Here is a 24,033-nt window from a genome sequence, read left to right as displayed (position 1 = left end):
GACGGACGATCCTACGCCCCGGCCCGGGGAAACGTGAAGGCCGCCCTCCGCAACGCGGTGGACGGCCTTCACTGTCAACATGGGGTGGTGGAGATGCCGGGAATCGAACCCGGGTCCAGTGGAGTTAATTCAGGGCTTCTCCGAGCGCAGTCCGCTGTGCTTTTCTCGGCCCTGGCGGTCACACGGACAAGCCGCCAACAGGCCCAGCTGCTGTTTGATTTCCCCTCCACCCCCGCAGCCCGGGTGGACGGTTGAGTTCCCTAGATTATGCCAGGGTCCGGGTCGGGAACTCCCCGGTCTGACACCCAAGCGCTATCGGTGCTTATTAGGCAGCGAGAGCGAACTGCTGGGAATCGCGCTTAGAGTTGGCGATTATTTTTTTGCGACACGTGGTTAACGAGATCATTGCCGCGTTCCTCGGCTCGCTTCCCCTGTTTCAACATCCCCTGTCGAAACCGATCATCCCCATGTTTTGTTGAGAAACAACGCGGACGGAAGCCCGTCCGTGGTGCTGGGCCCCATGGTACGCGAGGCGACCAGCGAGGGTCCAGCCGATTAACGCTGGCGTCGCCGGGCCGCCGCCACCGCGCGCGCGGTCTCGCGGGTGTCCTGCTTCTCCCGCAGGGTCTGCCGCTTGTCGTACAGCTTCTTGCCGACCGCGAGGGCCAGTTCGAGCTTCACCCGGCCGTCCTTGAAGTACAGCGACAGCGGGACGAGGGTGTGGCCGGCGTCCCTGACCTTCGTCTCGATCTTGCGGATCTCCAGCTTGTGCAGCAGCAGCTTGCGCTTGCGCCGGGCCGCGTGGTTGGTCCACGTCCCCTGGGTGTACTCGGGGATGAAGACGTTGTCGATCCACGCCTCGTGGTTCTGGATGTAGGCGTAGCCGTCGACCAGGTTGGCCCGCCCCTCGCGCAGTGACTTCACCTCCGTGCCGGTGAGCACGAGACCGCACTCATAGGTGTCGAGGATGGTGTACTCGTGTCGCGCCTTCTTGTTCTGCGCGATCAGCTTGTGTCCGGTTTCCTTTGCCATAGCGCGGTCATTCTCGCACCTCGGCCCGGTTCCGAGCAGCCCCTTTACGCGCGGCTGCCGAGACCGGCCAGCACCCGCAGGGCGAGCGCGGCGGCGTCCTCGGAGGCGCCCGCCGGGACGTCCGGGGCCAGTCCGGTGCCCTCCGGGGAGCGGCCGGCCGGGGTGAAGTAGCGGCCGACGGTCAGTTCCAGCACCGCGCCGTCGGCGAGCCGGCTGGGCTGCTGGACGGTGCCCTTGCCGAAGGTGCGCCCGCCCACCACCACGGCCCGGCCGCGGTCCTGCAGGGCGCCGGTGAGCAGTTCGGCGGCGCTCATCGTGCCGCCGTCGACCAGCACCACCAGCGGGGTGTGCTGGTCGCCGCCGGGCGGGGCGGTCAGCTCCCGGGTGCCGCCGCGGTCCTGGTACGAGCCGACCGGGCCGCCGTCCAGGAAGACCCCGGCGGTGTCGGCGGCCTCGTCGACCAGCCCGCCGGAGTTGCCGCGCAGGTCGAGCACCACGCCGGCCCGCGCGCCGCGCACGGCGGCGCGCACCTGCTCGGCCACGCCGGAGGTGAAGGCGCGCACGGCGATCCGCGCCACGCCGCCCGCCAGGTGCTCGACGGTCACCTGCTGGCTGTCCAGCAGCGCCCGGCGCAGCCGGACCTCGCGCTCCTCGCCGTCGTCGCGCCGCACGGCCAGGACGACCTCCGAGCCGGGCTGCCGCTCGGCTCCCTCGCGTCCGCGCAGCCGGGCGACCACCTCGGTGACCGGCAGCCGGTCGGCCTCGTCCTCGCCGATCCGCAGCAGCCGGTCGCCGACCGCGATCCCGGCGGCGGCCGCCGGCCCCGCGGCGCGCACCTGGGAGACGGTGGTGACACCGTCCTCGCCGCGGCCCACGGACAGCCCCACGCCCAGGTAGCGGCCCCCCAGGCCCTGGCTGAACTCGGCGTACTCCTGGGCGCTGTAGTACGCGCCCCAGCGGTCGCCGGCGGCCCCGATCAGGCGCTCGGCCTGCTGCTCGGAGAGGTCGGCGCCGGCCGGGTCCTGGCCGGCGCCGACGGTCGCGGCGGCGGCCTGCGCGGTGTCGGCGGACGGCGGACGCCCCGTCGTACCCGGTTCGCCCCAGGCGCCGGTGGCGGCCCCGGCCAGCAGGACCACGCCGAACACCACGCTGAGGGTGGCCACCTGACGCGCCGCGCGGGGAGTGACTGGCATGGTCCGGAGTCTAGGACCTCACGGAAACGCCCCGGCCCGCGAAGCGGTGCCGACGGAACGCCGACGGCCCCGGACGGCGCAGTGCCGTCCGGGGCCGTTCGGGACCGTTCGAGGCCGTCCGGGCCGTCGGGGCCTAGACCTTGAGGTACTTGCGGAGGGTGAAGAAGGCCGCGATGCCGGCCATGCCCATACCCACCACGACCAGCAGCGGTATCACCGCCAGCACCGAGGACAGGCCGATGAAGTGGATGAACTGCACCCGCTCGGCGAGCCAGTTCTGCACGAAGAAGTGACCGCCGAGCAGCAGGCCGGAGGCCATCACCGCGCCGAGCAGCGCGGAGAACGCCGCCTCCGCGATGAACGGCATCTGCACGTAGAAGTTCGAGGCACCGACCAGGCGCATGATGCCGGTCTCGCGCCGCCTGCTGTACGCCGACACCCGGACGGTGTTGACGATCAGCAGCAGGGCGACGAAGAGCATCAGCACCATGATGACGAAGGCCGCCGTCTGGAGGCCGTTCAGCAGGCCGAAGAGGTTCTCCAGGATCTTCCGCTGGTCCTCGACCGACTTGACGCCGGGTTTGCCGGCGAAGGCGCTCTGGATGACGTCGTACTTGGTCGGGTCCTTGAGCTTGACCCGCCAGGACTGCGGGATGGCCTCCGGGCCGAGGACGGAGATGAGCGGGTTGTCCGGGTTCATCTCCTTCCAGTGCTTGTACGCCTCGGCGGAGTTCTCGAAGGTCGAGGTCTGGACCACCGAGTCCATCTTGTCCAGCTGGGTCTTGATGTCGGCGATCTGCTGGTCGGTGGCCGCGCCCTTGTCGCACTGGGGCGAGTTCCGGGCGTCGGCCTTGGTGCAGAAGTAGATGCTCACCTCGACCTTGTCGTACCAGTACCCCTTCATCGAGTTGACCTGGTCGCGGACCAGGAGGGAGGCACCGGCGAGGGCGAGGGAGAGCGCGACGCTGACGACGACCGCGATGGTCATCGTCAGGTTGCGGCGGAGACCCACACCGATCTCCGACAGGACGAACTGGGCGCGCATGCGTTCAACAACTCCAGGGTCGGTACTGCTGGTCGGGCGAGGCGGGCGGGCGGCCCACGGGGTCAGCGCCGAAAGGTCAGTGCTGGTACCCGTAGACGCCGCGGGCCTGGTCGCGGACCAGCAGCCCCTTGTCGAGTTCGATGACGCGCTTGCGCATCTGGTCGACGATGGCCTGGTCGTGGGTGGCCATCAGCACGGTGGTGCCGGTGCGGTTGATCCGGTCGAGCAGCTTCATGATCCCGACCGAGTTCTGCGGGTCGAGGTTGCCGGTGGGCTCGTCCGCGATCAGCAGCATCGGGCGGTTGACGAACGCCCGGGCGATCGCCACGCGCTGCTGCTCACCACCGGACAGCTCGCCCGGCATGCGGTCCTCCTTGCCGCCGAGGCCGACCAGGTCGAGCACCTCGGGCACCACCTTGTTGATGGCGCTCTTCGGCTTGCCGATGACCTCCAGTGCGAACGCGACGTTCTGCGCGACCGTCTTGTTGGGCAGCAGGCGGAAGTCCTGGAAGACGGTGCCCAGCTGGCGGCGCATGTGCGGCACCTTCCAGTTGGACAGCTTGCCCAGGTCCTTGCCCAGCACGTGCACCTCGCCGTTGCTGGGGCGCTCCTCGCGCAGGCAGAGGCGCAGGAAGGTGGACTTGCCCGAGCCGGACGAGCCGACCAGGAAGACGAACTCACCCTTCTCGATCTCCAGCGAGACGTTGTCCAGGGCGGGACGGTTCTGCTTGGGATAGGTCTTGGAGACGTTGTCGAATCTGATCACGGCTGCATCACGGAGGCCATCCTAGGCGGCGCCAGTCCTGGGTCGGTCCGCCCCTCGGCATGCCCGGCCCGGGGCGGGCGAGGGGAGCGGTACGGCCGCTCCCGGCTTGGGACCATACGCGAACGGGCGCCCGGCCCGCAGGTTCCGACCGCGACAGCGCCGCGCAGCTGGGGGAGAATGACCGGATATGCCCCGAAAATTGGGAGCCATCTCACAGCCCGGGGGCCGGAACGCCGGGAACCTGGCACAGTGGAGGGTGCGGTCGGGCCCGACCGCTCCGCCGCACGGGGCACGAGAAGGAACCAAGGCCCGGTCCGGTGCGTTTGCAGTAGCAGCGAGGAGGAGATCGCATGACCTGCGACCATCTGGTGTGCGCCCACTGCAACGGCCGCGTCAGCGAGGGCCGCTGCCCCGCGTGCCGTGCCACCCGGGCCCGGCTGCAGGAGCAGCAGGGTCCGTTCGCCGCGCTCACGCCCGCGATGCTGCTGGCCGTACTGGCCGGACTGCTCGCGGTGGCGCTGATCGCGCGGCAGGCGCTGGCCTGAGAGACGAGAGCGAAGGCCCCCGACCGGTGAACCGGTCGGGGGCCTTCGCTCGTTCCGTCGTACGGGGGCGCGGGGGGCCGTCCCCCGTGACCGCTTACTGCGCGGCGGTCTCGCGCTGCTTGCGCCAGCGGATGCCGGCCTCGATGAAGCCGTCGATGTCGCCGTCCAGCACGCCCTGCGGGTTGCCGACCTCGAACTCGGTGCGGACGTCCTTGACCATCTGGTACGGGTGCAGCACGTAGGAGCGCATCTGGTTGCCCCAGGAGCTGCCGCTGTCCTTGAGCGCGTCCATCGCCGCGCGCTCCTCCTGGCGGCGCCGCTCCAGCAGCTTGGCCTGGAGGACGTTCATCGCGGACGCCTTGTTCTGGATCTGCGAGCGCTCGTTCTGGCAGGAGACCACCACGCCGGTCGGGATGTGCGTGATGCGCACCGCCGAGTCGGTGGTGTTGACGCCCTGGCCGCCGGGGCCGGAGGCGCGGTAGACGTCGATGCGCAGCTCCGACTCGTCGATGTCGACGTGGTCGGACTGCTCGACGACCGGGAGCACCTCGACACCGGCGAACGAGGTCTGCCGGCGGCCCTGGTTGTCGAACGGGGAGATGCGGACCAGGCGGTGCGTGCCCTGCTCGACCGAGAGGGTGCCGTAGGCGTACGGGGCCTTGACGGTGAAGGTCGCGGACTTGATGCCGGCCTCCTCCGCGTACGAGGTGTCGTACACCTCGGTGGGGTACCCGTGCCGCTCGGCCCAGCGCAGGTACATGCGCATCAGCTGCTCGGCGAAGTCGGCGGCGTCCACGCCACCGGCCTCGGCGCGGATGTTGATCAGCGCCTCGCGGGCGTCGTACTCGCCCGACAGGAGGGTGCGGACCTCCAGCTCCTCGACCGCCTTGGCGACGGCCGCCAGCTCGGTCTCGGCCTCGGCGCGGGTGTCCGCGTCGTCCTCGGCCTCGGCCAGCTCGAACAGGACGCCCAGGTCGTCGATGCGGCCGCGGAGGCCCTCGACCCTGCGCAGTTCGCCCTGGAGGAAGGAGAGCCTGCTGGTCACCTTCTGCGCGTTCGCCAGGTCGTCCCACAGGTCGGGGGCGGCTGCCTCCTCCTCCAGACGCGCGATGTCGGCCCGGATCTTGTCCAGGTCGAGGACGGCCTCGATCGACCCCATGGTCGTTTCGAGGTTCTTGAGCTCTTCGGAAGGATCGACGGCTGCCACGCCCCCAGGGTAATGGTTCCCGGGAGGCTTCTGACGACCGCGGGTGCGTCCGGCCCGCCCGTGACCGGCCGACGACCCGTCCACGACCGGCTCGGCCGGGCCCCGGAGCGCGCCCCGGGCTGCCCGCCGGGGGTCCGGCTACGGGGCCCGCGGCGCCGCGGAGGCGGTGGCCGGACGCGGCCCGGGGCCGGCGTCCGGGGCGGTGGCGGCGAAGGCGGTCCAGGCCGCGGCCGCGCCGGCCAGCAGCAGCACCACCGCCACCAGCACCGCCAGCACCCGGCGGCGGCGCAGCAGCGCCTGGCGGTCCCGGCGGTGGGCCGCCCCCGGGGCGGTCCGCTGGGCCCGCGACTCGGCCGCGTAGGAGGCCAGCTCATTCGCGGAGGGGCGGCGCAGGCTGGTGTGGGTGTCCCGGGTGGAGTCCGGGGCGACGCCGGGCACCAGCGGGACGGCCGGGCCGCGGCGGCGCTTGTGGGTGCCGGGGGCGGCGTCCACCTCCGCGTACACGGCCTCGCCCGGGGTCAGCTGCTCCTCGACGGGCGCCCGGCCCTGCTGCGGGACGGCCAGCACCGGCAGCCCCGCCAGGGCCGGCAGCTGCTCGCGCAGCCGGGCGGCCAGCTCGGCGGCGCGCAGCCGGGAGGCCGGGGCCTTGGCCAGGCACTCGGCGATGATCCGCCACAGGCCGTCGGGCAGACCGGGGATCGGCGGCACCTGCTCGGTGACGTGCCGGCGCAGCACCGCACCGGTGTGGCCGCCGCCGAACGGGGTGAAGCCGGCCAGCAGCTCGTACAGCACGGTGGCGAGGGCGTAGATGTCGACGGCGGCGCGCGGCTCCAGGCCCTCGATGATCTCGGGGGCGAGGTAGTCGGGGGTGCCGATGATCCGGGTGGCGCGGGTGCGGCGCGGGGCGTCGACCAGCCGGGCCACGCCGAAGTCGGTCAGCTTGGCACGCGGGGCGCCGCCCGGGCCGGGGGCGGCGGTGAGGTCGAGCAGCACGTTCTCCGGCTTGACGTCCCGGTGCACGATGCCGGCCGCGTGCGCGGCGGCCAGGCCGTCGGCGACGTCCGCGATCACCGAGGCGGCGATCTGCGGGGGCAGCGCACCGTCGCGCTCCAGCCGGGAGCGCAGGTCGGTGCCCTGGACCAGCTCCATCACCAGGGCGAGGTCGCTGCCGTCCACGACCATGTCGCGCACGCCGACCACCCGGGGGTGGTCGAGGCCGGTCAGCGCGGCGCGCTCCTGGACGAAGCGCCCGACCAGCACCTGGTCGGCGGCCAGGTCCTCGCGCAGCAGCTTGACCGCGACCGGACCGTCCGGGCCCTCGCCGAGCCAGACCGTCCCGGCCGAGCCGCGGCCGATCACCTGGTGGACGGTGTAGCGGCTGCCGATCTTGCGTGCCAATGCTGCTCCGTGGGCGGCGGGAGCGCTCCGGGAGGCTCCGGAGCGCTCGGTGGGGCGGGACAACAGCGACCAACCTACGCGCCCGAACACCCTCCGCGGGTCGTCCGGGGGTGCTCGGCGGGTACCGGGCGGCAGGAATTCCCGCGAATTGTCGACAAAGCGTCAATCCTGCCGACGGGAGGCTCGGACTCCCCGTCAGACCACGACGGCCGGCAGCGTCCAGCGCTGGCCCGCCGACCCGTCGCAGCCGGCCAGGTCGGCGCCGCCGCCCGGCGCGGTCCCGGCCGCGGGGTCGCGCAGGCAGCCCGCGGCGCCCTGGTTCCAGAGCGCGCCCGCCAGGCCGACCAGCCAGACGTGGTACGGCGAACCGTTGCAGGGGTTGAGCGACGCGGCGTTGCCGTCGGTGCCCAGGCACTTGCCCGCGTGCCGCAGCGTGCCGTCGGTCTCCACGGTCCACTGCTGCTCGGGCGAGCCGTCGCAGGCCAGCAGTGCGACCGGCTCCGGCCCGCCCGCGACGCTGCCGGGCAGGTCGGCCAGGCACTGGCCGCCGGGCGCGCCGACCGGGCCGGTGGGACGCCCCGGCCGGACGTCGGTGGCGAAGGAGTCGGTCCGCAGGCCGGCACCTCCGCTCCAGAGCTCGAAGCCGGCCTCGATCGAGACCAGGTACCACTCCGGCCTGACCACGCCGCGGGCCACCGCGTCCCGGACGAAGGCCCGCAGGTCGAGATCGGTGACCGAGTCGACCGGGGTCTGCGCCTGGTAGGCGACCATCGGCCACTGCCGGTCGTTGGCGGCGATGGTGAGCTGCCAGCTGGTCCAGCCGGTCCCGCCGACGTACGCGGTGGACCCGGTGGGACCGGACCCGGCCGGACGGCGGTCCAGCCAGATCATCAGCTCGGCCCCGTCCGGCTGGCCGTTGGCCTCGGGGGTGGCCGGGGAGGTGTGGAACCACAGGTCGTAGGCCACGTTGAAGTCGCCCGAAGCGGGCAGCGTGGTGGACCAGCTGCTGGTCGCCCGCCCCAGCTCGGAGACCCGCAGCGGCAGCGCGCTGCCGGTGGAGCAGGTGTTCCAGTGGCAGCCGTCGAAGATCTCCGGGTAGGCGACCGGGCCGGCCGGCGGACTCGCGGCGGCGTCCGAGGAGTGCACGGTGAACCCGGCGCCGCCGTCGGTGGCCAGGCAGGTGTTCGTCCCCGGGCCGTAGGCGTTGTTGTCCACCACGTACCGCCCGCCGGCCACCGGCACCGTCTCGTACCGGCCGCAGTGCACGCTCTGCGCCGTCTGCGCCGCCACCGCCGGACCGGCCGGCAGCAGCGCCCCCAGCACGGCGAGCAGCAGGCCGGGCAACGCCGCTCCCGGCCGTCCGGACCTGTGTCGCACCCTCATCGAAAGCCCCCTCCGCGATCCGCCGGTCCTGCGTGTCCGTCAGTTCTTGGTACTGCCGAACAGCTCCGTCACCCAGTCCTTCGCGCTGGAGAACCAGTCCTGGACGTTGGCCCAGTAGTCCGGCAGCGGGGTGAAGTTCCACAGCGCCAGCACGGCCACCGCCAGCACCAGCAGCACCATCAGGCAGCCCTTGAGGCAGCCCAGGCCCGGGATGTACATCCGGTTGCGGCTGCGCGGACGCGGCTCGCGGCGCGGAGCCTCCCGGGGTGCCTCGCGCGGCGGCTCGGCGCGGCGCTGCGGGGGCTCGCGGTGCTGCGGCGCGGGCGGCTCGGCCCGGCGCGGCGGGGCGGCCGGGGCCGCCTGCCGGGGGGCCAGGTGCTGCGGGGCCGGGGCGGGCGCGGAGCGGTGGCCGCCGGGCGGGGCGGCCGGGGGCTGCTGCTGCGCCCGCTGCGGGCGGCCGTACGGCGGGGCCGGCTGCGGGGGCTGGTTGTAGCCGCCGGGCGGCTGCGGGCGTCCACCGGCCTGGCCGGGTCCGCCGCCGTGACCGCCCTGGCCACCGTGGCCGCCCTGGTAGGGCGGCGGGGCGACCGGCGGACGCTGGGCGTAGCCGGGCGGCGGGGCCTGCCGGTAGCCGCCCGGGGGCTGCTGCCCCGGCTGCTGGTAGCCCTGCGGAGCGCCCTGGGGCGGGCGGCCGCCCGCCTGGTAGGGCGGCGGGGCGACCGGCGGCTCCTCGAAGTCCTCGGGCCCGTAGTAGGCGATCTCGGTCTGCTGGTTGCGGTCCCGGGCCGCCCGCAGCTGGGTCTGCCACGGGTGCGGGGCCTCGGCCTGCGGCGGGCCGGGCAGGGGCGGCGGCGCGGCGGCGGGCGGCATCACCCGGGTCGCGGCCGCCGGGTCGTACGGGGGCGGCTGGGCGCCCATCACCCGGGTCGCCGCCGCCGGGTCGTACTGGCCCGGCTGACCGGGCTGCTGGTCGTACTGGCCCGGCTGACCGGGCTGCTGGCCGGCCGGGAGCACCTGGGTGCGGTCCTCGGCGCCGAACGGCGCGTCCGCCGACAGCCCGGGCACGCCCACCGGCCCGCCCGGCACCGCGGCCGGCTGCGGGTCCGGCACCAGCAGCGCGCCGACGGCCAGCGCCGCGTCCACCGCCGCCGGGGAGGCGTGCACGCCCACCCCGGCCGCGACCACCCGCAGGGCGCCCGCCAGCGACACCGCGCTCGGCCGCTGCGCCGGGTCCTTGCGCAGGCAGCGCTCGATCACCGTCCAGAGCGGCTCCGGCATGGTGGACGGCCGCTGCGGCTCCTGGGCGAGGTGCGCCTGCAGGACCGCCAGCGGGTTGTCGCCCTGGAACGGCTGGCGGCCGGTGACCAGCTCGTACAGCATGATCCCGGCGCCGTAGACGTCCACCGCCGAGGTCTGCGGCCGGCCCTCGGCGGACTCCGGCGCGACGTACGCGGGGGTGCCGACGAACTCGTGGCTGCGGGTGATCCCCGGGGAGTCGGCGAGCCGGGCGATGCCGAAGTCGGTCAGCATCGGATGCATCTGCTCGGTGCCGTCGACGACGGCGGTGGCGAGCAGCACGTTGGCCGGCTTGAGGTCGCGGTGCACGATGCCGTCGACGTGGCTGGCGGCCAGCGCGTCGGCGACCTGGGCCATCAGCAGCGCGCCGGCGATCGGGCTGAACGGGCCGTTGCCGCGCAGGTAGCGGGCCAGGTCCGGGCCGTCCACCAGGTCCATCACCAGGGCCAGCAGCTCGCCCTCGACGACCAGGTCGCGGACCTTGACGATGTTCGGGTGGGTCAGCCGCAGCAGCACCGAGCGCTCCCGCAGGAAGCGCATCACCACGTCCGGGTCGGCGGCGAGCTCCTCGCGCAGGATCTTGATCGCCACCAGCTGCCCGGGCGCGCTGCCGGGGACCTCGACGTCGGCGCGGACCCGGCCGCGCCACACGGTGCCGGTGGCGCCCCGTCCGAGGGGGTTCTCCTCCAGCAGATACTTGCTGCCGACTGGCCGCACCTGTCGCACTCCTCGTCGTGCCGCCCGCGCGGGGCGCTCCTCCGCCGGTGCGGTGAGCCTGCCGGGCCCGTGTATTCGGGCCACTCTAACGGGGTCCGTCGACGTTTTCGGGGCGACCGGCAGGGGCTTTCGCCCGGGTTGGGGGACATCCCCTACGGGAAGACCCGGAGCGTTCGCGGACGGTTCCACGGGAGCCTCGGGGTCTGCCCTTCCGGGCGCCGGTTGACCTGATTCCCCGTCGCCTCCACCATGGCGATGATCGCAAGATCGTCAAATCCGGTACGGTGCGCGGACTGTCCGTGACGGATGGCAGGATGACACTCGCCACTCCTGTGGCCCAAGCGGTGTCGCGGCCACCCTCCGCACCCCCGCGGCGGCCCCGGACAACGGCACAAGGCGTCACACCAGCAGAAGGGACCGCGGGCGAGATGCAGATCCGGCTGACCGTCCTCCGACCGCGCAGCGGCCCGGCAGCCGCCGGCTCCGCCATCCCCTACGTGGACGTGCTGGTCACCGCCCCCGTCGGCACCGCGCTCGGCTCCCTGGCGGGTGCCCTCGCCGGCGCCGTGGGCGTGCGCGGACCACGGGCCGCGACCCATGTGCACCTCTACGCCGGGGCGCACCGGGTCGACGAGCACACACTGCTCGGCCACCCACCGCTGCTCGACGGCGCCGTGCTCTCGCTCAACGAGCCCGACCCGACGGCCGACGACCCCGACGACACCCCGGCCGCCGCCGAGCTGCGCGTCGTCGGCGGCCCCGACGCCGGCGGCGTGCACCGCCTGCACGGCCGGGAGATCCGGGTCGGCCGCTCCGGCGAGGCCGACGTGCCGGTCGACGACCCCGACGTCTCCCGGCTCCACCTCGCCCTGCACCTCGCCGACGACGGCACGGTGACCGTCCGCGACCTCGGCTCCACCAACGGCACCACGGTCGATGGCCGGATCGTCCCGCCCGGCCCGCCCGAGGAGGCCGTCCCGCTGGACGGCACCGGCCTGCTGCGGATCGGCGAGACCACCCTGCGGATCGTCGCCCCGGACCCCCGCGACGGCTCCGGCGCACCCGTCCGCGCCGCGCTGCCCGACGGCCACGGCCACCTCCAGCTCGCCGCCCCCGCCCCGGTCCGCCCCGCCCCGCCCGCCGCCGAACCGCCGGCCGCCCCCGAGCCACCCGCCGGGCGCGGGCGCGGCCTGCTCTCGCTGCGCCTCGGCCGCTCCGCCGCCGAACCGCCCGAGGAGAGCGCCGAGCGCCACCACGCCGCCGTCCGCACCCGGCAGGCCGCCGCCCAGCGCGAACGCTGGCCCGACCTCGCCACCCTGCTGCTCAACGCCCTCGGCCCCGGCCCCCGGCTCTGGGAGCGCGGCCCCGGCCACCCCGACGCGCTCACCCTGCGGCTCGGCACCGCCGACCGGCCCGGCGGCCCCGGCACCTCCCCCGGCACCGTGCTGCCCGCCGTCCCGGTCACCGTCGACCTGCAGACCGCCGGCAGCCTCGGCCTCAGCGGCCCGCGCGAGCGCCTCGACGCGCTCACCCGCGCCGTCGTCGCCCAGCTCGCCGCCCTGCACCCGCCGACCGGGCTCAGCCTGGTGGTGGTCGACGCCGACCCGCTCCGCACCCCGCAGGACCGCGCCGACACCTGGGCCTGGTCCCTGTGGCTGCCCCACCTGCGGCCCGCCGAGGGCCAGGACTGCCGGCTGCTGCTCGGCCTCGACGACGAGCAGGCCACCGCCCGGCTCACCGAGCTCACCGCCCGGCTCAGCGGCCCGGTCGGCCTCGGCGGCCACCCCGCCACCGTCGTCGTGGTCGACGGCCGCCCGGGCACCGAGTCCGCCCGGCTGGCGCTCGACCTGCTGCTGCGCCAGGGCCCGGCGGTCGGGATCTTCCCGGTCTGCCTCGCCGAACAGCCCGAACTGCTGCCCCGCGGCCTCGGCGCCACCGCGCTGATCACCGGCGAGGTCGGCACCCAGCTCTCGATCGACCGCCCGGGCCCGGTCGCCCGCGGCCGGGAGACCCTGCACGAGGTGTCGCTGGACGCCGTCTCGGACGCCTGGGCCGAGCGGCTCGCCCGGGTCCTCGCCCCGCTGCGCGAGGCCACCCCGGCCAACCGCGGACCGCTGCCGGACGCGCTGCGCCTGCTCGACCTGCTCCAGCTGGACACCGTCACCCCGGCCAAGCTGTCCGCCCGCTGGGCCGCCCACGCCGGCGGCATCGGCGCCGCCACCGCGCTGCTCGGCACCACCCGCGACGAGCTGTGCGTCCTCGACCTCGCCGACCCCGAGCTCACCCTGCCGTCCCCCGACCCGGGCGGGCCACACCTGCTGATCGGCGGCGCGCGCGGCTCCGGCAAGACCGAGCTGCTGCGCACCCTGGTCGCCTCGCTGGCCGCCTCCGAGCGGCCCGAACGCCTCGCCGTCACCATCGTCGAGGGGCGGGCCACCGAGGACGGCCTCGCCGGGTGCGGCGAGCTGCCGCACGTCACCGGCCGGGTCAACGCCGCCGCCGACCCGCGTGCCGCGCTGCTCGCCGCCGAGGCACTGGAGGACGAGCTGACGCTGCGCGAGCGGCTCTTCGACGGGCTGGACTTCGCCTCCTGGCACGCCGCCCGGATCCTCGACGGGGAGCCCGTCCCGGTCCCCGCCGCGGTCGGCGCCCCGACCGGCCCGGCCGCCCCGGCCACGCCCCGCGTCATCCACCCGCGCAGCCCCGAGTCCCCCGCCGCCCCGATGGCCGTCCCCGGGCCGTGCCCGCCCCGGCTCGTCGTCGTGGTCGACGACTACGACGCCCTGCTCTCCCCCACCTCCCCGGCCGGCCGCCCCCTCGCCCGCGCCCTCGCCGCCGTCGCCCGCCGCGGCGGCCCGCTCGGCATCCACCTCGCCGTCACCACCGGGCGTCCCGACGAGACCACCGGCACCGAGGTCGACGACGCCGCCCTGCTGCGGATCGCCCTGCGCACCGACGACCCGGCCGACTCCGACCTCCTCATCCACCTCGGCGACGCCGCCGCCCTCCCCGACACCACCCCCGGCCGCGGCTACCTCCGCCTCCCCGACGGCGGCGTCACCGCCTTCCAGGCGGCGCGCATCAGCGGCCGCATCCCCCGCACCGCCACCCTGCGCCCCACCGTCGTCGCCATAGACCCCCACACCCTCGGCGCCCCACCCGCCCGCCGCCCCGTCCGCGAGCTCGGCAACGGCCCCACCGACCTCGCCCTCCTCGCCAGCGCCCTCCAGCGCGCCGCGGCGCGGTGACGTAGAAGAGGCTGAACGGCCATCCGCCCCCGCCGCGATCACTGTCGCGGCGGGGGCGGACGGCCGTTGAAGGTCAGGTTCGAGGGATACGAAGCGGTGGGCCGATTCAGCGCGTGTAGTGGAAGCGAGCCTGGTGAATGATCAGCTCGCCGGCGGTCGGCTCGTAGACCAACCGATGCTCGTCAGAGATACGACGCGACCAGAGTCCCGCGAGATCACCTCTGAGTGGTTCCGGCTTCCCGATCCCTCTGAACGGATCACGAATCGTGTCCCTGATCAGCTCGTTGACCTTCCGAAGGGCTTTCTTGTCGGCTGTCTGCCAGTAGAGGTAGTCGTCCCAGCCCTCGGAGGTAAAGGCCAGCTTCACTCGGAGTCCGCCAGCTCGCGGTACTCGAACCGCCCCTCGGCAGCAGCCCGCCGGGAAGCAAGCAGGCGTCGGGCGTTCTCCGGCGAACTCAGGAGGTAGTCCGTCTCGTCAGCCCCCTCAGCCTGCTCGACCTCGACGGTCTTCACCAGACGCAGGGCATGACGTCGCAGTTCCTCGACCTGCTCGGGCTCCAGCCGCTCGAGGATCTTGTAAAGGTCGCTGTAGTCGGGCGCGGTGGCCATCCGGACTCCTTCGATGGGCGACTCCCACCAACCATAGCTCCGGCGGCCGCACCGGAGACACGGGAGAACGGCGGGCCCGCACGCCGGGCACTCCCTCCGCGACCCAGATGCTGGACAGGTGTTCGCGCTCGTCGACGACGTCCCGGAACACGTACAGGATCGGCCGCGCCATCACGGCTTCCCGTCCGCCCACGGCCCTGCGGCCGTACTCCACCATCCGAACGCTTCGCACGCTGCGTGGTTGATGTGCTACGTTCCGCATTATCAACAGAACAAAGAAGACCCCGGCGGTGCTACCAACACCCCGGGGCCCGGCACCAGGAGCAGCAACTCCAGATGCAGATTCATCGTAGCGCCCACGCGCGCTCGTTCACCGTGCTTCCCAACGGCCTGTTGCAGGACCGCCGCCTCAGTTTCACCGCTCGCGGACTGCTCGTCGACCTCCTCTCGCGCCCCGACGGGTGGCGCGAGGACGGCCGGCACATGGCGGACACCAGCACCCAGGGGCGCGGCGCCGTTCGGCGGGCGCTCAAGGAGCTCACCGAGGCCGGGTACTACCGGGTCGTCCGTGTCCGGCTGCCCGACGGGACCATCCGCTCCGAGGCCCACGTCTTCGACGTCCCGCAGCTCCCGCCGCCACCGGGTGTCCCCTGTCCGGTCGCCGGTGGACGGGAGACCGGCCGCCCTGACGCCCCTCCCGAAAAGAACCCGGAAGAAGTACCCACCCTCCCCGGCGAGTTGCCCGACGAGCAGACCCGGGCGGCGGTGGCGGCGCTGTTCCGCGCGATCCGGCCCGAACCGCGTCTGCGGCTCGGGCTCGCCGAGGCGCGGACGCTCGCGCCCCTCGTCGGCCAGTGGCTCGAACGCGGCAGCACCGCGGCCGACCTGGCCCACGCCCTGATCCCCGGCCTGCCCGTGCCCCTGCACTCGCCCGTCGCGATCCTGCGCGACCGCCTCCAGCGCAAGCTCCCGCCGCCACGCGCCGAGGCCCCTCCCCCGGCCTACGCCGAGTGCTCCGGGTGCCACGATCCGGTCCCGCGCCCCGGCCTCTGCCGCCCCTGCGCCGGCCTCGCTCCGAGACCCGCCGCCGCCCCCACCGACACCACCGGCACCGGCGCCGCCCGCGCCCGCGCCGCCCTACGCAGCCAACGCACCCTCACCGCGGTGCCCGGCCATTGAGAACGGGCCCGGGGTCCCCCGATCCCCGGGCCCGCGTGCGCTGATCAGATCAACACGGCACCACGGCGTCGAGGGTGACCGGCGTCGATCCCCAGCCGGGCTTGGTCACGCTGAAGCTGCCGTGCACGGTGGAGCCGCACGCCACGGTCCCGCCGACGCCGCGCACATCGGTCCTGGTGAGGTTGAACCGCGTCCACCGGTTGACCGAGCCGAGCGAGGCGCCGCCCACCACCTGGCCGTCGAGCACGGTCACGAGGTCCTCGGGCTGCGGGTAAGGGCCGCCCGGGCTCGGCGGACCGGCCAGGTAGATCCAACCCACCAGCTGCACGTCACTGCCGTTCACCTCGGCACAGAGCCAGGTCGCCAGCCCGGCCTGCAGCTTGGTCGAGCTGCAGATCTCCGTGGTGGCGGTCGTGCCCGTAGCGCCGGTCTGAGCGGCACCCGCCTGGGTCGGCGCCGCCAGCATCGCCACCGCACCGGCGGCACCGGCCAGCGTCAGGGCAAGTCGGTTCGTTCGCATCGTCCTACTCCTCCTCTGCTTCGTCTTCGGAATATCGAGGCAAAAGAAATGCCATATATGACATTTCATCTATCTCGTGGCGGTTACTCTGGCACGCATTGCAAAGGTCCCGCAGTTGATCGGCCTTGGGATCTATCAACAGACCGGAAACTGACCTTCGATGGCGCGATCGCCGCCGCTTGACACGCGGCGGCGGTCTGATTCAACGGCGCACGCAGCGAGGCGCACGCCCCACGAAATCGCCGCTCGACGGCCGACAGGATCCGGCAAGAGTCCGCCCCCGTCGCAAGGTGCTCGCGGCGGGGGCGGACCGTGGCATTCGGCTACTCGACGACGGCCGGAACGGGCTCGCGCGCGGCCGGAGCGACGACCGGAGCGGCAGCGGCCCCACAGCGTCACCTGTCCTTCAACGAGCCCTCGGCTCAGGCGTTCTTCTGCTGGGGCTCCTCCCCGGGCTGCTCGACGACGGTGCGGGCGAGGACGGCGGAGTGGCCGGTCACGGTGCCCGGCTTGCCGAACGCGTTGCCCTCGGAGGCGACGACGGTGCGCTCGCCCAGGAACTCGTGGGTCTTCGGGTCGAAGATCCACTCAGTGCGGATGCCGCCGTCCACGCGCGCCACGGCCACGCCGTGGCGGCCGGAGGCGTCCACGGAGTCGTCCACGACGGTGACGCCGGGGATCTTCGCGGCGGCCCGGTAGAGCGCGGCACTGACGGCCGGCGGGGCGAGCTGCTCGCGCAGCAGGTCGCCGATCGTCACGAAGGCCTCCTCGTCGGGGCCCGGGCCCATGCCCTTGGTCTCGGCGTAGATCTTCTTCAGCAGCGCGTCCGGGTCGGTCGGCAGCGTGGCCAGGTACGCATACGTCGGGGCGTTGAGGCCCGGCTTGGTGTTCGGGTCGAGCCACATTCCGCCGTCGGTGCGCGGCGCCGGATCCCCGGGCTTGACCTTCTCCGGGGCGTAGGGCTTGCCGTCCTGCTCCCGCTCCTCCTTGAGCACGCCCCACTGGCTGCCGTCCACCGAGAGCCAGATCTGGCGGCGGTGCGCGGGGTCGACCTTCGACTCACCGGTGGTCATGTTGACGCCGGAGAAGGCCACCAGGCTGTCCACGTACACGAACTGGTTCTTGCCCGGCTTCGGGTCGGGCTTCCCGGCGGCGGTGTCGGCCGCCTGGGTCAGCAACTGGACGGCGCCCACGGGGGCGGCGTTCAGCGTGGTCGTGTCCTGCTGCGGCGCCTGCTGGGCTTGCGGCGCCTGCTGCTGCGGCGCGGGCGTGCCGTCCGCGCCGCCGTTGCTCAGCACCAGCGCCAGTGCCAGTCCACCCGCCAGGGCGGGCACCGCCACCCAGCCGAGCCTGCCGCGACGGGCCCGCGCGGGCTTCGTCTCCCGGATCTCACTCATCAGATGTCCCCTCAACAACCGGTGGCGGTCGGCGGAGAGTTCGGGCCTCGCCGGGCCCGGCACCAGCCGGTCCAGCTCGGCGCGTTCGTCCTCGTTCATCGGTTCGTCTCCCGTATCGACCGGGCCGCTCCGACGCGGCCACCCCGTACCTGTCCGGGGACCGGGCGCAGTTCCCGGCCGTTCCTCAGCTCCTCGTCGGCGAGCGCGCGCAGCTTGGTGCGGGCGCGCGAGAGCCGTGAGCGCACCGTGCCGATCGGCACCCCCAGGGCCTCGGCCGCGCTCGCGTAGTCCAGCCCCGCCCAGACGCAGAGCCCGAACACCTCCCGCTCGGCCTTCCGCAGCCGGCCGAGCGCCCGCCGGGCGGCGGCCAGCTGGGCGCTGTCGTCCAGCCGCCCCACCAGCTCGTCGGCGAAGTCCGGCACCGTGTCCCGGGCCGGCAGCCGCTCCATCGCCACCCGGTGCCTGCGCGCCGCCCGGGCGGTGTTGCGCAGCACGTTCGCGGCGATCCCGAACAGCCAGGGCCGCACCGCCCCGTCGTCCTCCCGCAGCTTGTGCCGCAGCCGCCACGCCTCCAGGAAGGTCAGCTGGACGACGTCCTCCGCGACCGCCCAGTCCCCGGTGGCCCGCACGGCGTACCGGTAGAGATCACCCGCCGCCTCGTCGAACAGCTCCCCGAACGCCCACTGATCGCCATCCCGTATCCGTCCCCGCTGCGACAGTTCCACACCTCCACCTGTCCGCGGGCCGGAGCGAGTTCCCCGGCGCCCCGCCGGACTCAGTCGACGCGGAAGCCGCCGCGGCCCGCGGTCTCCCGGAGCCAGCCGAGCCAGAGCGGCCAGACCACGCCGCCGCCCTCCAGCTCGGCGCGCACGCCCGCGGGCGCGGCCTCGTACCGGCCGAGCGCCTCGCCGATCTCCTCCGGGCCCACCGACCACGGGCCGCTCTCGCGCACCTTGAACTCCGGGATCCCGGCCATCCCGGGCACCCGGTACGCCCGGGCCGCCCGGTCGGCGGCCTTGTGGGCGTCGCGCACGTCCTGCGGCGCGGCGTACCACTCGGCCGTGGTGGCGAACGGCCAGTCGGGGAACTCCGGTTCCTCCGCCGGGTAGCTCATCCCGGTCCGCCGCATCCCCTCCCGGCAGACCCCCAACTGGTGGCCGTCCAGCACCATCTGGTACTCCCCGACGGCCGCCTCGTACGGCTCGCGGCAGTGCGGCGCGTGCGGACACTCCGGATGGTGCTCCAGGCAGTCCTCGTACCGCCCCCGGGCGGACGCCGCCGGCTCCGGCAGCTCCTCCCACTCCAGCGAGAACTCCACACCCTCGTCGAACCCGTGCACGACGCCTCCCCCTCCGAGCGGGCGAACAGCATAACGGCGGGCCCGCGTCCACCAGGGACGCGGGCCCGCCGTTCGCTGTTTCAGCCGGCTGTCAGCGCATCGAGCCCGTACGGAGCAGGGTGCGGATGACGCGCATCGCGACGGAGAGGCTGGACAGCTCGTAGTTGTCCGAACCCCTTATGTCGTCGAGGGTGCTCTTGGCGCGGTTCAGCAGGGTGGAGTTGAGGTCCGCCCAGGCCGTGTAGCGCTCCTCGGGGACGGCGGCCTCGGGGCCGCAGGCGAGGATGTCGGCGGTCAGCGCCGCGTGGGCCGCGAAGAGGTCCTCGCGGATGGCGGCACGGGCCATCGACGACCAGCGGTCGGTGCGCGGCAGCTCGATGATGCGGTCCAGCAGGTGGGTGATCTGCAGGCGGTCGGCGAGGTCGTAGTAGAGCTCGGCGACCTGGGCGACGTCCTTGCCGGAGCGGTCCGCGACCTCGGTGATGTCCAGGGTCGGGAAGGTCGAGGACAGGCCCGCGATCCGGGTGGCGAGCTCCTCCGGCACGCCGGCCTCGGTGAGGTCGTTGTAGACCTTCTCGAACCAGACGAGGTCGTCGCCGCGCAGCGGCTTGGGCAGCGAGCCCCAGACCTGGTTGACCCGGTCGTGGAAGAACTCGATGGTGCCGGCGATGTCCAGCGGCTGGCGCCGGTTGTTGAGCATCCACCGGGTGGCGCGCTCGACGAGACGGCGGGCGTGCAGGCGCATCTTGGTCTGGGCAGGGGCCGGGACCCGGTTGTCCAGGCCCTCGATCTCCGACCAGATCTCCTCCAGGCCGAAGACGGCCCGGGCGGCGGCGTGGGTGCGGGCGACCTCTTCGTAGGTCGCGCCGGTCTCCTCCTTCAGGCGGAAGGCGAAGGTGCAGCCGCCGCGGTTGATCGTGTCGTTGACGATCAGCGTGGTGATGATCTCGCGGCGCAGCGGGTGCCGGTCGATCTGCTCGGCGAACCGGGCCCGCAGCGCGCTCGGGAAGTACTCGTGCAGCGCGGTGCGGAAGAACGGGTCGTCGGGCAGATCGGTGGCGAGCAGTTCCTCGGCCAGGGTGATCTTGGTGTAGGCCAGCAGCACCGACATCTCGGGCTGGGACAGGCCCCGGCCGCTCTGCTGGCGGTCGCGGATCTGCCGCTCGGTGGGCAGGAACTCCAGGGCCCGGTCGAGCCGGCCCTCCGCCTCCAGGCGGTTGATCATCCGGGAGTGGACGTTGACCATGCTGTGCGCCTGGGCGACCGCGTTGGCCAGCACCACGTTCTGCGCGTAGTTGTTGCGCAGCACGAGGTGGCCGACCTCGTCGGTCATCTCGGCGAGCAGGGTGTTGCGCTGCTTGACCGTCATGTCGCCGTCGGCGACCACCTGGTTGAGCAGGATCTTGATGTTGACCTCGTGGTCCGAGGTGTCCACACCGGCCGAGTTGTCGATGGCGTCGGTGTTGATCCAGCCGCCGACGCCCTCGGGGCCGCCGTTGGACGCGTACTCGATGCGGCCGAGCTGGGTGCAGCCGAGGTTGCCGCCCTCGCCGACGACGCGGGCGCGGACCTGCTCGCCGTTGACGCGGATGGCGTCGTTGGCCTTGTCGCCCACCTCGGCGTTGGTCTCCGTGGAGGACTTGACATAGGTGCCGATGCCGCCGTTCCAGAACAGGTCGACCGGCGCCTGCAGCACGGCCTTCATCAGCTCGGCGGGGGTGAGCCGGGTGTCGGAGACCCCCAGCACGGCCCGGACCTGCGGCGAGAGCTGGATCGACTTGGCGCTGCGCGGGAAGACGCCGCCGCCCGCCGAGATCAGCGACTTGTCGTAGTCGTCCCAGGAGCTGCGGGGCAGCTCGAAGAGGCGGCGGCGCTCGGCGTAGGAGACGGCCGCGTCCGGGTTGGGGTCGAGGAAGATGTGCCGGTGGTCGAAGGCGGCCACCAGGCGGATGTGCTCGCTGAGCAGCATGCCGTTGCCGAAGACGTCACCGGACATGTCGCCGATGCCGACGACGGTGAAGTCCTCGGCCTGGGTGTCGTGGCCCAGCTCGCGGAAGTTGCGCTTGACGGACTCCCAGGCGCCGCGGGCGGTGATGCCCATGCCCTTGTGGTCGTAGCCGGCCGAGCCGCCGGAGGCGAACGCGTCGCCCAGCCAGAAGCCGTAGGACTCGGCGACACCGTTGGCGATGTCGGAGAAGGTCGCGGTGCCCTTGTCGGCGGCGACGACCAGGTAGGTGTCGTCCTCGTCGTGGCGGACCACGTCGGCCGGGTGCACGACCTCGCCGCCGACCAGGTTGTCGGTGATGTCCAGCAGCCCCGAGATGAACGTCTTGTAGGACGAGATGCCCTCGGCCAGCCAGGCATTGCGGTCGACCGACGGGTCCGGCAGCTGCTTGGCGACGAAGCCGCCCTTGGAGCCGACCGGCACGATGACGGTGTTCTTCACCATCTGCGCCTTGACCAGGCCGAGGATCTCGGTGCGGAAGTCCTCACGCCGGTCGGACCAGCGCAGACCGCCGCGGGCGACCTTGCCGAAGCGCAGGTGCACGCCCTCGACCTGCGGCGAGTAGACCCAGATCTCGAACGCCGGGCGCGGGGCCGGCAGGTCCGGGATGGCCTTCGGGTCGAACTTCATCGACACGTAGGAGTGCCACACGCCCGAGCCGTCGTGCTGGAAGAAGTTGGTCCGCAGGGTGGCCTTGATGAGGTGCAGGAAGGAACGCAGGATGCGGTCCTCGTCCAGCGAGACGACCTCGTCCAGCGCGCCGGACAGCTCCTCCAGGATGCCCTCGGTCAGCTCCAGCGCGCCCTGCTGGTGGCTGGGGCTCAGCCGGGCCTCGAAGAGGTTCACCAGCAGGCGGGTGGTGTGGGTGTTGTTGCGGAGCGCGTCCTCCATGTAGTCCTGGGAGAACGTGGAGCCCGCCTGGCGCAGGTACTTGGCGTACGCGCGCAGCATCATCGCCTGGCGCCAGGTCAGCCCGGCGGTCAGGACCAGCTCGTTGAAGCCGTCGTTCTCGGCCTTGCCGGTCCAGGTGGCGGCGAAGGTCTCCTGGAAGCGGTCGCGGGCCTCGTCGGTCAGCTCGACGGCCTCGCGCAGCCGCAGGCCGAAGTCGTAGACCCAGGCGGTGGTCTGGTCGGAGCGGGTCAGCGCGTACGGGTGCTCGTCGAGCACCTCGACGCCCAGGCGCTGGAGGACCGGCAGCACCTCGGTGAGCGAGATCGGGCCGCCCACCCGGTAGATCTTGAAGCGGCGCTCGTCGTCGCCCGCGCCGACCGGCTGGTACAGGTTGAGCCGGAAGTCGCCCTCGCCGTGCAGCGACTCGATCTGCTTGAGGTCGGCCACGGCGGTGCGCGCGGTGAAGTCGGCGCGGTAGCCGTCGGGGAAGGCGTTGGCGTACTTGCGGGAGAGCTCGGCCGCCTTCTCCTCGCCCAGCTCGACGTGCAGCTGGTCGTTGAAGCCGTCCATCCAGAACCGGGCGGCCTCGGCCAGCTTGGCCTCGATCCGCTCGACCTCGGCCTCGGTCAGGTGCGGCAGCTCGCTGCCGGGGGTGACCCGGACGACGAAGTGCAGACGGGTCAGCACCGACTCCGTCGACCAGACCGTGTAGTCGATCGAGGCGCCGTTGAGCTCCTGCATCAGGATGTCCATGAGGCGCAGCCGGATGCGGGTGGTGTAGCGGTCGCGCGGCAGGTAGACCAGCGCGGAGAAGTAGCGCCCGTACTCGTCCTGGCGCAGGAACAGCCGCAGCCGGCGGCGCTCCTGCAGGTAGAGGACGCTGGTGGCGATCTGGAGCAGCTCGTCGGCCTGGGTCTGGAAGATCTCGTCCCGGGGGAAGGTCTCCAGGATCTGCAGCAGGTCGCGGCCGTCGTGACTCTCGGTGGAGAAGCCGGAGTCGGCGATGACGTCCTGCACCTTGCGGCGGACCACCGGGATGCGGCTGACCGACTCGGTGTAGGCGGCGGCCGAGAACAGGCCCAGGAAGCGGCGCTCGCCGATGACCTCGCCGTTGGCGTCGAACTTCTTCACGCCGACGTAGTCGAGGTAGGAGGGGCGGTGCACGGTGGCCCGGCTGTTGGCCTTGGTGAGGACCAGCAGCTTCTTCTCGTGCGCCTTGGCGCGCACCGGCGCGGAGAGCCGGCCGAAGGCCTCGCTGACGGCGTGGTGCTGCTCGTCGCGGGTGACCGGGTCGGAGCGCAGGATGCCGAGGCCGGTGCCGGCGACGGCCCGCAGGACCTCCTCGCCCTCGTGCTCGACCAGGTCGTACTCGCGGTAGCCGAGGAAGGTGAAGTGGTCGTCGGCGAGCCAGCGCATCAGCTCCCAGGCCTCGCCGACCTCCTGCTCGGGCAGGCCGACGGGGGGCTGCTCGGCCAGCTCGTCGGCCAGGCGCAGCGCGGAGTCGCGCATCTTGGTCCAGTCCTCGACGACCTCGCGGACGTCGCCGAGCACGCGGCGCAGGTTGGTCTCGATCTCGCGCAGGTCGTCGCGGTCGGTCTCGCGGTCGATCTCGATGTGCATCCACGACTCGACGGTCGCGTCGGCCGGCCACTCGGTGCCGGCGGCCTGGCTGCGGGCGCAGGCGTCGACGTCGAGGATCTCCAGCAGCTTGCCGGTGATGTCACGGCGGACGACCAGCTGGGGATGGATGACGATGTGGATCGCGCGGTCCTGGCGGGACAGCTCGTTGGTGACCGAGTCGACCAGGAACGGCATGTCGTCGGTGACGACCTCGACCACGGTGTGGCCGCAGGACCAGCCGTTCTCCTCGACCGAGGGGGTGTGCACCCGCACCTCGGCGGTGCCCTGCGGGCGCTTGAGGCCCAGGCGGTAGTGCGAGGCTGCCGCGCCGTAGACGTCGACCGGGTCGCGGTCGACCAGGTCCTCGGGCGCGGTGTGGAGGTAGTAGTGGTGCAGGTACGCGGACAGAGCGCCGTTGCTCAGTCCCTCCCCCGGCGCCGCTCCCCCCACCTGGCTGTTCTCAGCGGCTGCTGCTGCCTTCCTGAGCAGTTCGGCCTTGGCTGCGTCCAGCTTGGTCTGCATGACTTCTTGGCTCCTGTCGCGCGCCGTTGCGTGACTCGGTGATGGTCTCGCTTCACACCGCCGGGTCTCCCGCAAAATACTGCCGCACCGTCCTGCTGAAAGGGCTCCATGGCACGCATGG

General features: G+C 73.0%; 18 protein-coding genes and 1 other RNA gene. 3 read left to right on the top strand and 16 right to left on the bottom strand.

Annotated features, from left to right (window positions below; all coding sequences use genetic code 11):
* Positions 1 to 85 precede the first annotated feature (85 nt).
* The 5 genes from ssrA to ftsE form a co-directional block, all read right to left on the bottom strand.
* Positions 86 to 467: a transfer-messenger RNA gene (ssrA, locus tag ABZW10_RS31880) on the bottom strand.
* 88 nt (positions 468 to 555) lie between these two features.
* Positions 556 to 1,032, bottom strand: a complete 477-nt coding sequence (smpB, locus tag ABZW10_RS31875; protein WP_350544683.1) for an SsrA-binding protein SmpB — start codon at positions 1,030 to 1,032, stop codon at positions 556 to 558.
* Positions 1,033 to 1,076: 44 nt separating this feature from the next.
* A complete protein-coding gene (locus ABZW10_RS31870; protein WP_355372907.1) occupies positions 1,077 to 2,225 on the bottom strand; it encodes a S41 family peptidase in 1,149 nt (382 codons plus the stop codon).
* Positions 2,226 to 2,358: 133 nt separating this feature from the next.
* Positions 2,359 to 3,270 carry a permease-like cell division protein FtsX gene (gene ftsX / locus ABZW10_RS31865; RefSeq protein WP_355372904.1) on the bottom strand — a complete coding sequence of 304 codons (912 nt, stop codon included), beginning with the start codon at positions 3,268 to 3,270 and terminating at the stop codon, positions 2,359 to 2,361.
* 76 nt (positions 3,271 to 3,346) lie between these two features.
* A complete protein-coding gene (gene ftsE, locus ABZW10_RS31860) occupies positions 3,347 to 4,036 on the bottom strand; it encodes a cell division ATP-binding protein FtsE (protein WP_344325128.1) in 690 nt (229 codons plus the stop codon).
* 350 nt (positions 4,037 to 4,386) lie between these two features.
* On the opposite strand from ftsE, the gene ABZW10_RS31855 reads away from it, so the two are divergent.
* Complete coding sequence (locus ABZW10_RS31855) at positions 4,387 to 4,581, top strand: hypothetical protein (protein WP_355372902.1); 195 nt, start codon at positions 4,387 to 4,389, stop codon at positions 4,579 to 4,581.
* Positions 4,582 to 4,675: 94 nt separating this feature from the next.
* Here the strand turns inward: ABZW10_RS31855 and prfB are convergent, their stop codons facing one another.
* From prfB to ABZW10_RS31835, 4 genes are all read right to left on the bottom strand, one after another.
* Positions 4,676 to 5,788, bottom strand: coding sequence for a peptide chain release factor 2 (gene prfB, locus ABZW10_RS31850; RefSeq protein ID WP_355372900.1), 1,113 nt, complete (start codon positions 5,786 to 5,788; stop codon positions 4,676 to 4,678).
* 138 nt (positions 5,789 to 5,926) lie between these two features.
* Positions 5,927 to 7,186 carry a serine/threonine-protein kinase gene (locus tag ABZW10_RS31845; RefSeq protein ID WP_355372897.1) on the bottom strand — a complete coding sequence of 420 codons (1,260 nt, stop codon included), beginning with the start codon at positions 7,184 to 7,186 and terminating at the stop codon, positions 5,927 to 5,929.
* Positions 7,187 to 7,381: 195 nt separating this feature from the next.
* Positions 7,382 to 8,530: a ricin-type beta-trefoil lectin domain protein gene (locus ABZW10_RS31840; RefSeq protein ID WP_355372895.1), complete on the bottom strand. Its 1,149-nt coding sequence runs from the start codon at positions 8,528 to 8,530 to the stop codon at positions 7,382 to 7,384.
* Positions 8,531 to 8,608: 78 nt separating this feature from the next.
* Complete coding sequence (locus ABZW10_RS31835; protein WP_355372893.1) at positions 8,609 to 10,582, bottom strand: serine/threonine-protein kinase; 1,974 nt, start codon at positions 10,580 to 10,582, stop codon at positions 8,609 to 8,611.
* Between the two features lie 428 nt (positions 10,583 to 11,010).
* On the opposite strand from ABZW10_RS31835, the gene ABZW10_RS31830 reads away from it, so the two are divergent.
* Positions 11,011 to 13,830, top strand: coding sequence for an FtsK/SpoIIIE domain-containing protein (locus ABZW10_RS31830; RefSeq protein WP_355372890.1), 2,820 nt, complete (start codon positions 11,011 to 11,013; stop codon positions 13,828 to 13,830).
* Between the two features lie 106 nt (positions 13,831 to 13,936).
* Here ABZW10_RS31830 and ABZW10_RS31825 read toward each other — a convergent pair whose 3' ends face one another.
* Positions 13,937 to 14,197 (bottom strand): Txe/YoeB family addiction module toxin, encoded by a 261-nt coding sequence (locus tag ABZW10_RS31825; protein ID WP_355372888.1) that lies wholly within the window; start codon positions 14,195 to 14,197, stop codon positions 13,937 to 13,939.
* Positions 14,194 to 14,439 (bottom strand): hypothetical protein, encoded by a 246-nt coding sequence (locus ABZW10_RS31820; protein WP_355372885.1) that lies wholly within the window; start codon positions 14,437 to 14,439, stop codon positions 14,194 to 14,196. The genes ABZW10_RS31825 and ABZW10_RS31820 overlap by 4 nt, the downstream gene beginning before the upstream one ends.
* 336 nt (positions 14,440 to 14,775) lie before the next feature.
* Between ABZW10_RS31820 and ABZW10_RS31815 the strand changes: the two genes are divergently transcribed.
* Positions 14,776 to 15,618 (top strand): hypothetical protein, encoded by an 843-nt coding sequence (locus ABZW10_RS31815; RefSeq protein WP_355372882.1) that lies wholly within the window; start codon positions 14,776 to 14,778, stop codon positions 15,616 to 15,618.
* A 49-nt stretch (positions 15,619 to 15,667) separates the two neighbouring features.
* Here the strand turns inward: ABZW10_RS31815 and ABZW10_RS31810 are convergent, their stop codons facing one another.
* From ABZW10_RS31810 to ABZW10_RS31790, 5 genes are all read right to left on the bottom strand, one after another.
* Positions 15,668 to 16,138 (bottom strand): hypothetical protein, encoded by a 471-nt coding sequence (locus tag ABZW10_RS31810; RefSeq protein WP_355372880.1) that lies wholly within the window; start codon positions 16,136 to 16,138, stop codon positions 15,668 to 15,670.
* A 422-nt stretch (positions 16,139 to 16,560) separates the two neighbouring features.
* A complete protein-coding gene (locus ABZW10_RS31805; protein ID WP_355372877.1) occupies positions 16,561 to 17,634 on the bottom strand; it encodes a CU044_5270 family protein in 1,074 nt (357 codons plus the stop codon).
* On the bottom strand, positions 17,631 to 18,260 hold the full coding sequence (locus ABZW10_RS31800; protein ID WP_355372875.1) for an RNA polymerase sigma factor: 630 nt from the start codon (positions 18,258 to 18,260) through the stop codon (positions 17,631 to 17,633). The genes ABZW10_RS31805 and ABZW10_RS31800 overlap by 4 nt, the downstream gene beginning before the upstream one ends.
* 50 nt (positions 18,261 to 18,310) lie before the next feature.
* Positions 18,311 to 18,874, bottom strand: a complete 564-nt coding sequence (locus ABZW10_RS31795; RefSeq protein ID WP_355372872.1) for a hypothetical protein — start codon at positions 18,872 to 18,874, stop codon at positions 18,311 to 18,313.
* Positions 18,875 to 18,965: 91 nt separating this feature from the next.
* On the bottom strand, positions 18,966 to 23,912 hold the full coding sequence (locus tag ABZW10_RS31790) for an NAD-glutamate dehydrogenase (RefSeq protein WP_355372869.1): 4,947 nt from the start codon (positions 23,910 to 23,912) through the stop codon (positions 18,966 to 18,968).
* Positions 23,913 to 24,033 lie beyond the last annotated feature (121 nt).

This window comes from Kitasatospora sp. NPDC004723 (assembly GCF_040609255.1).
GTDB lineage: Bacteria > Actinomycetota > Actinomycetes > Streptomycetales > Streptomycetaceae > Kitasatospora.
The sequence above is the reverse complement of the archived record's forward strand: the minus strand, read 5'-3'. Positions and strand labels throughout refer to the sequence as shown.

Excerpts from the sequence above, each read along its gene's own strand:
- ABZW10_RS31820 (WP_355372885.1), bottom strand. The coding sequence starts at position 14,439 with ATGGCCACCGCGCCCGACTACAGCGACCTTTACAAGATCCTCGAGCGG.
- ftsX (WP_355372904.1), bottom strand. The coding sequence starts at position 3,270 with ATGCGCGCCCAGTTCGTCCTGTCGGAGATCGGTGTGGGTCTCCGCCGC.
- ABZW10_RS31830 (WP_355372890.1), top strand. The coding sequence starts at position 11,011 with ATGCAGATCCGGCTGACCGTCCTCCGACCGCGCAGCGGCCCGGCAGCC.
- ABZW10_RS31870 (WP_355372907.1), bottom strand. The coding sequence starts at position 2,225 with ATGCCAGTCACTCCCCGCGCGGCGCGTCAGGTGGCCACCCTCAGCGTG.
- ABZW10_RS31815 (WP_355372882.1), top strand. The coding sequence starts at position 14,776 with ATGCAGATTCATCGTAGCGCCCACGCGCGCTCGTTCACCGTGCTTCCC.
- smpB (WP_350544683.1), bottom strand. The coding sequence starts at position 1,032 with ATGGCAAAGGAAACCGGACACAAGCTGATCGCGCAGAACAAGAAGGCG.
- ABZW10_RS31855 (WP_355372902.1), top strand. The coding sequence starts at position 4,387 with ATGACCTGCGACCATCTGGTGTGCGCCCACTGCAACGGCCGCGTCAGC.
- ABZW10_RS31810 (WP_355372880.1), bottom strand. The coding sequence starts at position 16,138 with ATGCGAACGAACCGACTTGCCCTGACGCTGGCCGGTGCCGCCGGTGCG.
- ABZW10_RS31805 (WP_355372877.1), bottom strand. The coding sequence starts at position 17,634 with ATGAACGAGGACGAACGCGCCGAGCTGGACCGGCTGGTGCCGGGCCCG.
- ABZW10_RS31790 (WP_355372869.1), bottom strand. The coding sequence starts at position 23,912 with ATGCAGACCAAGCTGGACGCAGCCAAGGCCGAACTGCTCAGGAAGGCA.